Genomic DNA, 13,367 nt, shown 5'->3' with positions numbered 1-13,367 from the left:
TTGTCCATGGGTAGAGTATGCTTGAGCTCGGTTCGAGCGACCGAACACGTAAAAAATCGCCCTGCGGGTGATTTTTTGGTAGAATGGGATATATGAAAAATGAGATTATAGAAAAAGTAAAAACTCACTTTTTAGAAACTTTTGAAAAGAAGAAAAATCCTATATACTCTTATCTTCCAAGACATGTTGCTGAAGTTGAAAGGTGGGCAAAGAAAATTCTACAAAAATACCCAAAAGCAGATGAAAAAGTGGTTTTATTATCTGTATGGCTTCATGATATTGGACAGGCAATTGGAGATGATAATGACGACCACGCTGTTAAGTCTGAAGCTGAGGCAAAGCGTTTTCTTAGAGCAATAGGAATGGCACCTGAGAAAATCGGAAAGGTTGCTCATTGTGTAAGAGCCCATAGATGTAAAGACATTCAACCAGAAAGCTTAGAGGCAAAGATTTTGGCAGCAGTTGATTCTGTAAGCCACATGACTGACTTTTGTTATATAGACATGGCCTCAAGATACTCAAAAGATTTCGTTCTTACAAAACTTGAAAGAGACTATAGAGATATTGGCTTGTTACCAGAATTACAAAAAGAAATTACTTCTCTTTACGAAGCTTGGAAGAAATTATTAAGCGTTTACCCCAATTAAAAATTTGTGGAGGTGGCGGAGGATTAATATCATTCAAGATATTTTTACCCGCAGGCGAAGGTTGACATCTGACTTGAAGGTAATATGATAAAATTGTATGAAAAGACAATTTACAGCGATTTATAAAAAAAGAGGAAAATGGTATTTGGGATGGGTGGAAGAAATTCCAGGAGTTAACACCCAGGGAAAAACCCTTAAAGAGGTAAAAGAAAATCTTAAAGATGCCCTCTTGTTAATTTTAGAAACAAATCGGGTTCTTAATAAAAAAGAAACTCCTAAAGGGAAAGTTATTCGTGAGCCATTATCAATTTCTTTAAAATGAAACGCAAAGATTTGATTAGGCATCTTATTAGAAATGGATGCATTTTCATTAGAGAAGGCGCAAGACATAGCGTCTTTTTTAATCCTTTAATAAAGAAAACTTCGACGTTCCTCGTCACAAAGAGATTGATAATTTTTTAGCAAAGAAAATTTGTAGAGATTTGGGGATAGGACCCTTTAAAAAGAGAAAAAAATAAGGAATAAGATTTTATTGACAAATAGTTTAATTTTATTAAACTTAATTTAGTTATTTAGATTAAAGAATATGTATAATTAAGAAAAAAGGTTGGAAGATTATGTCATGTGAGATTTGTGGAAAAGATTCAGAAGAGATTGTAATACTGCCTGTAAAGAGACAAGACGGAAGTTTGTGTACTTTAGCTTGTTTAGAATGTGCAAGGAAATCGCCTACATATTGTAAAAAACATGATAGGCCACACAGAGGGTTTGAAGATGGTACCAGTGCCTGCATTGTCTGCATTGAAGAAATGTTGGTTAAAATCAAGTCTGAAAAAGATAAGGTTTGGGATAGTCTTAAAAAAGAACTACCAGTAGAAGAATTAATACGTCTCTTAGAGTGGGCAGAGTTTTCTGCTTTCTGTACAAGAGATCCTGAAGAAGTCTGCATCTTAAGGGCTATAATAACGAGAGCCTTGCGGTTTAGTAAAAGAACTGAAGAAATTCTACAAGAAATTATTAATACCCAATCCGTAAGTTCAATCGTTCCTCTTGAATTCTGAGTTATAAAGCAGGTACTGGAGAGCATAATGCATCTCCTTTTTTTTATTTAGGAGTTTTTCTCGGACTTGATTTTTTTATAGAGCTTGTTAGGGTAAAAATAGAACACTTATAAAAATAGAAGGAAATTAGAAAAAAATATAAAAAGAGAGGAATTGAAATGAAATTATTGTATGAATTTATCAAAGGAGAAAGGAAAGAGCATCTATGGCGAGAAAAGATAGAGGTATATGATGATAAAAAAATAAAATACTCCATTTTTTTACCATTTCCTATTTGTAAAGATGGATCCAAACATAAAGTATGTGAGGAGTTGGAAAAGAAAGGCTGGAAGTGCGAAAACGGGAGATTAAAATACGGGGGATTAATATACAAAGAAGGATTAACCTACCCAGAAGTAATAAACTGTATAGAGTATATCAAAGTGTATAAAAAGACCTACGATTTTCTAACTGAACAAAGTCCTTACGTTGATATTCCTTTAAAGATAGCTAAATTTTTCGGTATAGTAGATGTCAAAATGAATATGGAAAGAAAATACGGAAGATATTCTTTATCTTTAAAAAACATAAGTTGGGTAAATCTAGTGCAATTTTTAAGAAAAGAGGGATTTACTTTGGTTTCTACTTGAGAAAGATGGCCTATAAACTTTAAAAGCCGAAAGGTTCTTATACCAAGTAGGCATTTTTTATTTTTTTAAATAAATTGAAGCAATAAATCGCCCTTTCACCTTCGCTGAAGCTTCGGCGGACAAGCGGGCGATTTTTTGATAAGATAGAATAATGAAAAATTATCCGAAAATAGTTTTTAAATATTCTTGGATTTATGACCAAAATTGGAAAGAATGGATAAAGATTTATAAGAAAAAAGTTAAGAATTACCCTTCTACAAGGAAGATTTTAAATTACATTAAAAAGATAGAGAGATTATGGAGAAAGGAAGAGAAAAAAGTTCTACAAGAACTTTCTAAGATTACCCATCTGCAATGGAAAGAAAAATCTATTATCTGTTATGTGGTAGGGAAGTGCAGGCCTTTTTCTGTTCCTTTAACTATGTCTGTTTATGAAAATTATCCAGAAGATTATTTTATTGATGTTTTAATTCATGAACTAATTCACAATCTTTTTTATCAGAATTATAAGAGAACGGAAAAAGGCTGGGAATATATTTACCGAAAATATAAAAAAGAGTCAGGAAAAACAAAGCATCATATACTTTTACACGCAATTCATTCTCACATTTATCTAAAATTCTATGATAAAAAAAGATTGAAAAGAGATATTGATTCTCTTCCCATTAGTGATTATAAAAGATCGTGGCAAATTGTTCAGAAAGAAGGCTATCAAAATATAATTACTGAGTTTGTAAAAAGAATAAAATAATTTTGATTGTCTTCTGGGCGATTTTGGTAAAATATAAAATCTAGTAAAGCTATGAAAAAACTTCTAATTGCAACTCATAATATTGGAAAATTTAAAGAGTATCAAATCATATTTGGTGCTTTTTTGAATGGTTTAAAAGTTGAGTTAGTTGCATTAAAAGATTTAGGAATTAAAGAAAAAGTTGAAGAGTCTGGAAATAGTTATAAAGAGAACGCTGTTTTGAAGGCAAAATTTTACTCTCAATTTTCAGATTTGCCAATTTTGGCTGATGACTCTGGGTTAGAGATTGAAGCTTTAGGTGGCTGGCCGGGAGTAAAGAGTAGAAGAGCTAATGGATACGAAGCTTCAGATAAAAAACTAATTGAGATTGTACTGAATCGATTAGAAGGTATTCCTTTTAAGGAAAGAGTGGCTAAGTACAAGGTAGTAATAGCTTTAGCTTATAAAGATAAAATTTATACGTACGAGGGAAAAAGGAGAGGATTTATTTCAGAAAATAGGCAGAGGGTGATTTGGAGAGGTTTTCCATTTGACTCTATTTTTTATCTTCCAGAAAAAAAGAAGGTTTTTGTAAAATTAACCAGAGAGGAGAAGGCGGAGTTTTCCCATAGAACTATAGCTTTAAAAAAAGCTTTACCAATTTTAAAGGAAATTTTAGCTTAGAAACTGTATGACAATTAAAGAGTTCAAGGGAGTAGTAATTGCTATCATACATAGAATAGATAATAATGAGGATAAATTGGTAATAGCGCCTAAAGGAAAAGGTTTTAGTGATGAGGAAATTAAAAACTTAACGAACTTTCAGGAAAGATACTTTAAATCAAAAATAATTAGATAGTTAAATTTAAAAATTAGAATAAATTTCTCGGGAAATAGAGATATTTTTTGATTTTCAAAAACCTTGACTTCATTTTTTTCAAAAGCTACTATGGAATTGGTTCTTAAGGAATCTTCTTGTCGTGTAAGGGAATAATAATGAAAACCTCAACCTTTAACCTGATTTACTTTTTTTCTATCTTTATTTCTTTGAGCTTTTATTGTTAAAGTGGATGCTTTGTTTTCTAATCTTATTGGCTCAATTTGAGCCTTTCGCACAAAAACTTAATTCAAGTAATTAAGTTAAAGAGGATTCCTACCTTAAACTGAGTTTTTTATCTCAGTTTTTTTAAATTTTTCAAAAAATAATATATATTGAAAGCAGAAATAAACTTTATCTATGAGAAAGAAAATTTATTCTAAGGATTTAGGGATTAATCTCAAATCAGGAAAAGAAGAAGAACTCTTTAAATGGTTTTTGGCTTGTTTGCTCTTTGGAAAACCAATTCAACAAGGAGTTGCCAAAAGAGCTTATTTTGAATTTGAAAAGGAGAAAATATTAACTCCAGAAAAGATTTTAAAGGCTGGCTGGGATAAACTCGTTAAGATTTTAGATAAAGGTCATTATGTGCGTTACGATTTTTCTACTGCTACAAAATTATTGAATATTTGTAAGAAATTAAAAAAAGAGTATGGAAGTTTGGATACTCTTTTTAAAAAAGCAAAAAGCAAAAAGGATTTGGAAAGAAGACTGAAAGAATTTAAAGGAATAGGACTTGTTACTGTTAGGATATTTTTGCGAGACTTGAAGTTATTCTGGCCAGATACGAAAATTTTATCTTGAACTTTTGAGGAAATAAGGTTATTCTTGAAATAGAGAAGGAATATACAAAGGTCGTAATTGAGAAAAGACAAAATAATAAAAATATGTCAGGAGAACTAAAAGAACCAGGAATTGGTGAAAGACCAGAAGAAAACTCCAAAGAGGCCCCAGAATCACTATGGAATGTTTTAGCATTAACGCAGGAAAAAATAGAAAAGTGGAAAAGAGAGAAGAAAAAACTTAAGAATTTAGGAGCGGACAAAGAAGAGATAAGAGAGTTTGAAAAAAAGATAAAAATAGCCGAAGCAGAAAAAGATAGATTAGAAAAAGCAGCAAAGGAAGAGTTAAAGAAGGAAAAAGAAAATATCCCTTTTAGTAAACTCTCGAAGGAACAACAAGAAAAGGTGAAAGACGTACTGAAACAAGAATTAGAGATAGGAGAAGAGGAAGAAAAGAAAGAATCTTCAGGAGAATAAAAGCTACCTACATAATGCTTAAAACAGAAAAATCGCCTCTCCGCCTTCTGGCGGAGGCGATTTTTTAATAAAATGATTGAGAAAATTTAAGAAAATGATAGAATAAAATATGGCAAAGCTACACAAAGATTTGAAAAATAAAGAATTTTGGTACAAAGATATTACCTTAATTCCCAATAGATTGCCTGATTTTGAAAGAGATGAGGTTGATTTAACTACTCTTTTTACCAAAAAAATAGTTCTTAAAGCTCCACTTGTTTCTTCACCTATGGATACGGTTACGGGCTTTGAGATGGCAATTTTGATGGCTTTGTATGGCGGTATCGGGGTCATCCATTACAATTATCAAACCATTGATGAACAAATTGAAGAGGTAGAAAGAGTGAAAAGATTCGAAGCAGGATTTGTTTACAATCCCATAGTTTTATCTCCCAATCATACAATTGGAGATGTTTATGACATTAATGATAAATACGGATTTTTCAGCGTACCTATAACAAAAGATGGAACTTTAAATTCAAAATTAGTGGGGATTGTCACTCATAGAGATGTGAGATTCAGAGATGATATGAACACAAGATTAAAAAAGGTAATGACACCGAGAAATAAATTAAAAGCTGCTTTTGAAAAAGATACAGTAGCTAAAAATGATTTAGATAAGGCAAATGAAATAATTAGAAGATATAATGTTGATACCTTACCAATTGTTGATGAAAAAGATAAGGTGGTAGCTTTAGTAACAGACAGTGATTTGAAAAAAAACGAACAGTTCCCCTTAGCAACAAAAAATAAAAATAAGCAGCTGAGAACCTTTATTGCTGTTGAGTCAAGGTTAAAGCTTGCCAAAGAAAGAATCAGTAAAGGTTTTGAGGCAGGCGTTGATGGAATTGTTATTGATGCCAGTGTTGTTTTTAAAGAACAGCTTGAAATAGCCAGATGGGCAAAAAAGAATTTTCCTAAAATCCAAATAGTTTTGGGCAACGTAGACTCAGCTGAAATGGTAAGAGAGATAATTAAGAAAGCTTCCAAATATTGCGATGCTTTAAAAGTGGGAATAGGGCCCGGAGCTGCCTGCATTACCCAGCAAGAGCTTGGAACAGGAAGAGCCCAAGCTTCGGCTGTCTGGGATTGCGCCCGGGAAGCTAAGAGACTAAAGAAAAAATATGGATTAATGCCAATAATTGCAGATGGTGGCATTAAGGTAGCAGATGGCGTATTTCAAAATGATGTTTCTAAACCAGGAGACATAACAAAAGCATTGGCTTTGGGTGCTCAAACTTGCATGATGGGTTCTTTGTTAGCGGGGCTTGATGAATCACCGGGAGAAGCAGAATTTGATTTTGAGGAAAATAGAATGATAAAAAGATATAGAGGAATGGGGTCTCTGGAAGCAATGAAACAAAGGTCTGCTGTAAGATATGCGGTTGATAAGGTAAAAGTTAGAGTTGCAGAAGGTAAGGTGATGAAAGCGCCCTATCGAGGTTCAGGTCATAGTTTTTTACCAAAACTTATAGCAGGAGTTAAACAGGGTCTTCAGAAACAAGGATTTAAAAATATTGCCCGGCTCCAAAAATTTGCCGATATTCGGCTTATATCAGAGTAAAGAGACAAAATAATATTTAGGTTATTCTGTTTGATATTTATTTCTTATTTTGTTAAATTAGCGATATGTTAACTTTTTTAAAATAACATGCCTTATCGAAGATTTAAAAAAACATTACATAAAAAAGTGAGAGGAAAATGGAAAAAGAAAAAAACCTTTCCGACTGCTAATAAAGCCAGAGAAGCAATGAGACGTTTAAGAGAGAAAGAACAGAAAAAAGCATAAAAGAGAGTATTAGAACCAAAAAAGATGCAAAGTTAAATAATAAAAAAACTCTTCTAAACTTATGGAGATTAAACGTCTTAAAGTAGGAGCTCTTGATACGAATTGTTATTTATTGATTGCGGGAAAGGAAATGATAATCGTTGACCCCGGGTCAGAACCAGAAAAGATTTTAGATGAAATTAAAAAAACAGGAGCTAAACCAGAATATATTATTAACACTCATTATCATCCCGACCACACAGGAGCTAATAAAGAGATGAAAAAAGAAACAGGAGCTAAAATTTTAATCCACGAAGCTGAAAAGAGCTTTATTTCTTTTAAGCCAGGTGGTTTTTTGAAAGGAGGAGAGAAAATAAAAATAGGCGATACCGTTTTAAAAGTCATTCATACTCCGGGACACAGCCCTGGAAGTATCTGTCTTTTGGGAAAAGATTTTGCTTTAACAGGCGATACTATTTTTAAAGATGGATACGGCAGAACAGATCTTAAAGGTGGTTCTTGGGAAGACTTAGATAACTCTTTAAAGAAATTGAAAAAATTATTAAAACCTGGAATGAGGATTTATCCCGGTCACGGCGATATCTTTAGAGTTAAAGTCTATCTATGAAAGAGGAAGCTAAAATTTTATTAGAATAACATGGAGTTTGAAAAAGTTTTAAAAAAACGACATTCAATTAGAGAGTTTCAGGAGAAAAAAATTCCAGGTAAAATTATTGAAAAAATTTTAGAGATGGCGAATCTATCTCCTTCTACCGGAAATCTACAGGCAAGAAGCGTGATAATTATCAAAAATAAAAATATAAAAGAGAAAATATCAGAAGCTGCCCTAAACCAGCGTTTTATTGCTAAAGCCCCCCTTGTATTTGTAGTTTGTGCCAACTTGGAAGAATCTGCTCAAAAATATGGGAAAAGAGGTAGATTGCTTTATTCAATTCAAGATGCTACTATCTTTACCTCCTATTTGCAGTTAGCTATAACTAATTTAGGTCTTGCTTCTTGCTGGGTTGGAGCTTTTAAGGAAGATGAAATAAAAGATATTTTAGACTTATCACAAGAAATAAAACCTATTGCAATAATTCCTACGGGTTTTGCTGATGAGGAGCCCCGTAAAACTGGAAGAAAAAATTTAGATGAGATTATTAAAAAAGAACTCTAATAATGAAATTAATTAAAAATGAAGAAAAAATCCACTGGACAAAGCATGCAAAGAGTAAAATGAGATATTATAGTTTATCTGAAAAAAGATTAAAAAGAGTTTTGAGGAATCCAGACAGAAAAGAGCTTGGAATAGCTCCTCAGACAATTGCGGTGATGCAAAGAATGGGAACTAAAAAACATCCAACAGAAATTTGGTTAATGTACCAGCGGGTAATCTCAAAAAAGAAAAAAGTAATTAAAATAATTAGTAGCTGGCGTTATCCCGGTATAAGCCCTAAAGGAAAGCCACCTCCAATACCTGAAGACACACTTTGTGAATTAGAGAAGTTAAAACAACATGACAAAGACTCCAGCTGAATATATCTCGAGCGATATTCCCGTTCCCCGTGAGTATAAAAAAGGTTTTGTAGATTTTTTAGGATGTAAGATTGATTTATCAAAAAGACCTTTCATTCCCAGAATCGAAACTGAATACTGGGTAAAAAGAGCTATAAAAGAAATAAAAAATTCAAAATTAAAAGTTAAAAATTTAGAAATCTTAGATATATTCGCCGGGTCAGGTTGTATAGGAATTGCCATTTTAAAGAATATTAAAAATAGCTTTGTGGACTTTGTGGATAATAATAAAAAAGCGATTTTTCAGATTAAAATAAATTTAAAAATTAACAAGATTTCTTCAAAGAAATATAAAATTTATCGTTCAAATTTATTTGAGAAACTAAAAGGGGAGGGGTATGATTTTATTTTTGCTAATCCGCCCTATGTAGCAGAGGAACGGTTAAAAGAAGTGCAAAATTCAGTTTTAAAATATGAACCAAAAACAACTTTTTTGGCAGGGAAGAAAGGATTACATTATATTAAAAAGTTTCTAAAAGAAGCTAAAAAATTCTTGAAGAAAAGAGGTATAGCTTATCTTGAATTTGACCCTTTACAAAAAACAGAAGTTAAAAATATTTTAGAAAAAGAAGGATATAAGGATTTTAGATTTTTCAAAGACCAATTCAAAAAATACCGTTGGGTAAGAATAATCCAGAATTAAAAAGAGTTGATAAAATTAAATAATATTGTATAATAGAAATACTAATAGTTCTTTTATAAAAAATATAAAAAAAGTAGAAGGTGATTTTACATCACAAATAAAACAAATAAAGTTATTGAAGAAATAAAGAATATACAAAAAGAGATAGTAAGAAAAGCTGAACAAATGTTTGAAATAGATGCTTGCATTGGTTGTTGTAAAAAAGCTGATAAGCTCGGAAATATAATTAATGAAGCAAACGAATTCGAGAATGAAATGATTATTTTAAGAAACAGAATCGAAGAAATCGCAAAAAGAGAGAATCTTATCTGTCTGGAGATAAGTGTACTTTCTTTAGAAAACCAGGAAGAGACATTGGGATTAATTAGAGAAGAAGGAAGTATAGAAATAATGGTACCTCCTTTTGATTACGCACTATTAGTTGTTCTTCCTGAAGGAAGTAAAGTAATTCAGCAACACACCAAAACAATTGAAAATGGGATAGAAGAGAAAAAAGTGATAGAACTCCCAAAAGGCCAGAAAATAATTGCTAAAGACTTTCCAGGTAATAAAATATTAAATTATATTAAATTATATTAATTTTTTCCTTCTCTTTTTTTTAAAATACCTTAAATTTTAATTTGAGGTTTTTTTATATTTTATTTGTTTGCTTATTAATTGAGAGTTTAGTAAAATTAAATAGTATGGATTCTACTAAACTTATTGGTTGGCTAACGTTTTTGGTCGGAGTTTCAATAATACTTTTTGCTCTCTACTCTTCTTATAATATTTTTACCGGCAAGACAGCAGTGCCTGAGATTTTTGCATTTGAAATAAAAGAAACCCAATCAACACAAGGAAAAATTCCTATCAGTCAGGAAAATGTCGGCCAAATTATTTTCGAACAATTAAAAAATCTTTTACCAATTGATACCTTTTCTAAGCTCTTAAATTTGACTATCTGCGCAATGGGGGCAGGAATTTTAATCTTTGGCGGTTCACAAATAGCCAGCCTCGGTATTAAGCTAATAAAAACTAATAAAGCATAGAATATGCCTTCTTGGATATCTTTTATTAACTCTAAAAACATAATTTTAGAATGGTTTTTGTGGCAGTTTTTTGAAGTACCGCAACTTATCTTAAATGCTTGGAAGAACTTTCTTGAGTTTGGTTTAAATTACTTTTCTACTCCTTTACTTATAAAAACCTTCTTTTCTCCATGGAGAAGATATAGATGGTTTTACCCCAGGGGGTTTGATCTTTGGCTCTATTTTGAAACGTTTTTTTCAAACTTAGTTGTCAGAATCATAGGAATCATTTTTAAAAGCATTTTAATAGTGATTGCAATTTTTTTTGAAATTCTTATATTTTTTGTGGGACTCTTTATATTTTTAGGATGGTTGGTTTTACCATTCTTTTTAATTTTAGGAACTTATCATGGATTTAGGCTTTTATTCTTTTAACAAAAGGGGCTATGTTTAATTTTAACTTAAGAAAAACAAATATTTATCAAGCAGTGCTCCGGGACAGAAATATTTTTTTCAGATTCGCAAAAACTGAAAAGAAATTATTTTTGACATTTTCTATTATTATTCTTTTGTTCTTTTTATACGGATTTGTACCTGAAAACTTTTCGTTATCTTTCAACCGAAAATTACTCGGTCTTTCAATAATTCTTTTAGTATTTAGTATAGTTTCTTGGATAAAAGAATGTTTTTTGAGTTCACGAATGAGGTCTAAAGTAAAAACACCACTCAAAGAAATAATTTTAGAACCCGAAGAACATAATTTAGCTGAGTTTTTAAGCTTTAAAGTTGCTAAAGCTGTTTTTAAATCAATCAGGTTTGCAAAATCAAAAAAAATCTCCCAAATAGATTCCTCTCTTTTGTTTTATTTTGTTTTAAAAGACAATCCAAACATTAATTTTATTTTCATCAGAGCTCTTTTAAACCCTAATAAAATTAAAGAAATATTAAATGAAAACTTTAAAATCTTAAAAAGAACAGCTATTTCTATCAAAGGAATAAAAGAGGGCTCTAAAGAAGTTTTTGCCGATAATTTCAAACAAGTCATTTTAGAATCTTTTAATGTAGCTGAAAGGAGAGGGCATCAAAAAATTGAGCTTTTAGATATAATTTCAGCTTTGGCAAAACACGATTCAATTTTTAAGAAACTTTTAATCAAATACAATCTGAAAGCAGAAGATATTGAGAATTTATCTCTTTGGTTAGAAAATCTGGAAAAGCAAGAATATGAAAGAAAAAAATTCTGGGAATGGCAAAATTTACTAAAAAAAGGCTCTTTAGCCAAGGAATGGACAGCAGGTTATACCATTACTCTGGATAGGTTTTCATTCGACCTTTCAGAAATAGTGAAAAGAAAAGGTTTTCCAGAAACAGTTGGACACCAAGAAGAGATTGAGGAAATAGAAAGAATTTTATCAAAAACAGAAGATAATAATGCTTTAATCGTCGGGGAACCAGGTAGTGGAAGAAAAAGTATAGTTCAGGCTTTAGCTAAAAGAAGTATTTTGGGAGAAAGCTTGCCCGATATAAACTACAAAAAAGTGGTTTATTTAGATTTACCCTTGCTCTTAAGCCAGACAGAAAGCATAAAAGCTACAGAATCTACTTTAGAAACAATATTAAACGAGGTAGTAACGGCCGGGAACATAATTTTGGTTATTGATGAATTTCATAATTATATCACCGGAGTAGCTCGTCTTGGAGCAATTGATATTTCAGGAATTTTAAGTTCTTATTTAAATTTACCGCAATTTCAATTTATAGGTATTACCAGCTATAAAGGACTTCATCAATACATTGAGCGGCATCCTTCTATTTTAAATTTTTTTGAGAAAGTTGAAGTTTCTGAAATATCTCAGCAAGACGTTCTTGTTCTCTTAGAGGATTTAGCTTTAAGACTTGAAGTGAAATATAAAAAATTCATTTCATATCAAGCCTTACGCGATACTATTTTTTATTGTGATAAATATTTACACGATACTCCTTTTCCTGAAAAAGCGACAGAATTATTAGACGAAGCCATGATTTATGTTGTTCAAAAAAAAGAGGAATTTCTCTCATCCAAACACGTAGCTAAAATTATTTCTGACAAAACTGATATTCCTGTTGGAAAAATTGAAATTAAAGAAAAAGAGATATTATTAGATTTAGAAAATTTAATCCACAAAAGAATTATTAATCAGGAAGAAGCGGTAAAAGAGGTTTCAGACGCATTGAGGAGAGCCAGAGCTGGAATAAGTATTAGAAAAGGACCTATGGGTTCATTTCTGTTCTTAGGGCCTACAGGAGTAGGAAAAACTGAAACCTCAAAATCTTTAGTTGAAATCTATTTTAATTCAGAAGATAAAATGATAAGACTCGATATGTCAGAATTTCAGAATATAACTGATATTTCTCGCTTAATTGGCTCTTCGAGTCAGGGGGGTTTGTTAATTACAAGAGTAAGAGAAGAACCGTTTTCTTTAATTCTTTTAGACGAGATAGAAAAAGCTCATCCCAATATCTTAAATTTATTTTTACAGGTTTTGGACGAAGGCCATATTACAGACGGCTTGGGTAGAAAAGTTGATTTTAGAAATACTATCATTATAGCTACCTCTAATGCAGGTTATCTTATAATTTTAGAGGCTTTAAAAATGCAAAAGAAAATGTCTGAGATAAAAGAGGAGCTTTTAGATTATCTTTTTAAAGAAAGGATTTTTCGACCAGAGTTTATTAATCGTTTCGATGCCGTAGTTGTATTTAAATCTTTAACCAAAGAAAATCTTTTTGATATTGCAGGGTTATTACTTAAAAAAGTAAAGAAAAATTTAGCCCAAAAATCTATAGAATTTGTAATTACCCCAGAGCTTAAAGAAAAAATTGTTGAGCTTGGTTATGAGCCAAAGTTTGGAGCTAGAGAAATGCAAAGGGTTATTCAAGACAAAGTTGGAAATGTCTTAGCTAAAGCCTTATTAAGCAATCAAATCAAAGGAGGGGATAGGATAGAGATTAACCCGGAAGATTTTACACTAAGAATCAACCCGTAGGGGTTCGAGTCCTATTAGGGAAGCAGACTAGTGCTCGGTTCTTGCGACCGAGACACATAATAGCATTTATCACCCGAGAGTTGTTGTCTCGGGCTTGAATTTATAT

19 protein-coding genes are annotated in these 13,367 nt (G+C 31.5%); all 19 read left to right on the top strand.

Annotated features, from left to right (window positions below):
* The first annotated feature begins 92 nt into the window (after positions 1 to 92).
* The 19 genes from IB617_02835 (at position 93) to IB617_02745 (ending at position 13,261) form a co-directional block, all read left to right on the top strand.
* Positions 93 to 647: an HD domain-containing protein gene (locus tag IB617_02835; GenBank protein ID UZE93070.1), complete on the top strand. Its 555-nt coding sequence runs from the start codon at positions 93 to 95 to the stop codon at positions 645 to 647.
* Positions 648 to 744: 97 nt separating this feature from the next.
* Positions 745 to 969 carry a type II toxin-antitoxin system HicB family antitoxin gene (locus tag IB617_02830; GenBank protein UZE93069.1) on the top strand — a complete coding sequence of 75 codons (225 nt, stop codon included), beginning with the start codon at positions 745 to 747 and terminating at the stop codon, positions 967 to 969.
* A gap of 295 nt (positions 970 to 1,264) precedes the next feature.
* Positions 1,265 to 1,708 carry a hypothetical protein gene (locus IB617_02825; protein UZE93068.1) on the top strand — a complete coding sequence of 148 codons (444 nt, stop codon included), beginning with the start codon at positions 1,265 to 1,267 and terminating at the stop codon, positions 1,706 to 1,708.
* 158 nt (positions 1,709 to 1,866) lie between these two features.
* On the top strand, positions 1,867 to 2,337 hold the full coding sequence (locus IB617_02820) for a hypothetical protein (protein UZE93067.1): 471 nt from the start codon (positions 1,867 to 1,869) through the stop codon (positions 2,335 to 2,337).
* A gap of 151 nt (positions 2,338 to 2,488) precedes the next feature.
* Positions 2,489 to 3,088: a hypothetical protein gene (locus IB617_02815; protein UZE93066.1), complete on the top strand. Its 600-nt coding sequence runs from the start codon at positions 2,489 to 2,491 to the stop codon at positions 3,086 to 3,088.
* A 51-nt stretch (positions 3,089 to 3,139) separates the two neighbouring features.
* The gene (locus tag IB617_02810) at positions 3,140 to 3,751 is read left to right on the top strand and encodes a non-canonical purine NTP pyrophosphatase (GenBank protein UZE93065.1); all 612 of its coding nucleotides are present in this window, start codon (positions 3,140 to 3,142) and stop codon (positions 3,749 to 3,751) included.
* 7 nt (positions 3,752 to 3,758) lie between these two features.
* On the top strand, positions 3,759 to 3,926 hold the full coding sequence (locus IB617_02805; GenBank protein UZE93064.1) for a hypothetical protein: 168 nt from the start codon (positions 3,759 to 3,761) through the stop codon (positions 3,924 to 3,926).
* A 378-nt stretch (positions 3,927 to 4,304) separates the two neighbouring features.
* Positions 4,305 to 4,748, top strand: a complete 444-nt coding sequence (locus IB617_02800; protein ID UZE93063.1) for a DNA methylase — start codon at positions 4,305 to 4,307, stop codon at positions 4,746 to 4,748.
* 83 nt (positions 4,749 to 4,831) lie between these two features.
* Positions 4,832 to 5,203 (top strand): hypothetical protein, encoded by a 372-nt coding sequence (locus tag IB617_02795; GenBank protein ID UZE93062.1) that lies wholly within the window; start codon positions 4,832 to 4,834, stop codon positions 5,201 to 5,203.
* A gap of 109 nt (positions 5,204 to 5,312) precedes the next feature.
* Positions 5,313 to 6,806: an IMP dehydrogenase gene (locus IB617_02790; protein ID UZE93061.1), complete on the top strand. Its 1,494-nt coding sequence runs from the start codon at positions 5,313 to 5,315 to the stop codon at positions 6,804 to 6,806.
* Between the two features lie 87 nt (positions 6,807 to 6,893).
* On the top strand, positions 6,894 to 7,031 hold the full coding sequence (locus IB617_02785) for a hypothetical protein (GenBank protein UZE93060.1): 138 nt from the start codon (positions 6,894 to 6,896) through the stop codon (positions 7,029 to 7,031).
* A gap of 61 nt (positions 7,032 to 7,092) precedes the next feature.
* Positions 7,093 to 7,638, top strand: a complete 546-nt coding sequence (locus IB617_02780) for an MBL fold metallo-hydrolase (protein UZE93059.1) — start codon at positions 7,093 to 7,095, stop codon at positions 7,636 to 7,638.
* A gap of 30 nt (positions 7,639 to 7,668) precedes the next feature.
* Positions 7,669 to 8,187, top strand: coding sequence for a nitroreductase family protein (locus IB617_02775; protein ID UZE93058.1), 519 nt, complete (start codon positions 7,669 to 7,671; stop codon positions 8,185 to 8,187).
* A 2-nt stretch (positions 8,188 to 8,189) separates the two neighbouring features.
* Positions 8,190 to 8,546 carry a hypothetical protein gene (locus tag IB617_02770; protein ID UZE93057.1) on the top strand — a complete coding sequence of 119 codons (357 nt, stop codon included), beginning with the start codon at positions 8,190 to 8,192 and terminating at the stop codon, positions 8,544 to 8,546.
* Positions 8,527 to 9,228 (top strand): HemK family protein methyltransferase, encoded by a 702-nt coding sequence (locus IB617_02765; GenBank protein UZE93056.1) that lies wholly within the window; start codon positions 8,527 to 8,529, stop codon positions 9,226 to 9,228. The genes IB617_02770 and IB617_02765 overlap by 20 nt, the downstream gene beginning before the upstream one ends.
* Positions 9,229 to 9,393: 165 nt before the next feature.
* Positions 9,394 to 9,807, top strand: coding sequence for a hypothetical protein (locus IB617_02760; GenBank protein ID UZE93055.1), 414 nt, complete (start codon positions 9,394 to 9,396; stop codon positions 9,805 to 9,807).
* A gap of 104 nt (positions 9,808 to 9,911) precedes the next feature.
* A complete protein-coding gene (locus tag IB617_02755; GenBank protein ID UZE93054.1) occupies positions 9,912 to 10,256 on the top strand; it encodes a hypothetical protein in 345 nt (114 codons plus the stop codon).
* Positions 10,257 to 10,259: 3 nt separating this feature from the next.
* Positions 10,260 to 10,670, top strand: a complete 411-nt coding sequence (locus IB617_02750) for a hypothetical protein (protein UZE93053.1) — start codon at positions 10,260 to 10,262, stop codon at positions 10,668 to 10,670.
* A gap of 11 nt (positions 10,671 to 10,681) precedes the next feature.
* A complete protein-coding gene (locus IB617_02745; GenBank protein UZE93052.1) occupies positions 10,682 to 13,261 on the top strand; it encodes an ATP-dependent Clp protease ATP-binding subunit in 2,580 nt (859 codons plus the stop codon).
* Positions 13,262 to 13,367: the final 106 nt, after the last annotated feature.

This window comes from Candidatus Nealsonbacteria bacterium (genome assembly GCA_026016225.1).
Lineage (GTDB): Bacteria > Patescibacteriota > Minisyncoccia > Minisyncoccales > JANBVM01 > Nealson33H.
This window is presented reverse-complemented; position numbering and strand designations above follow the sequence as displayed.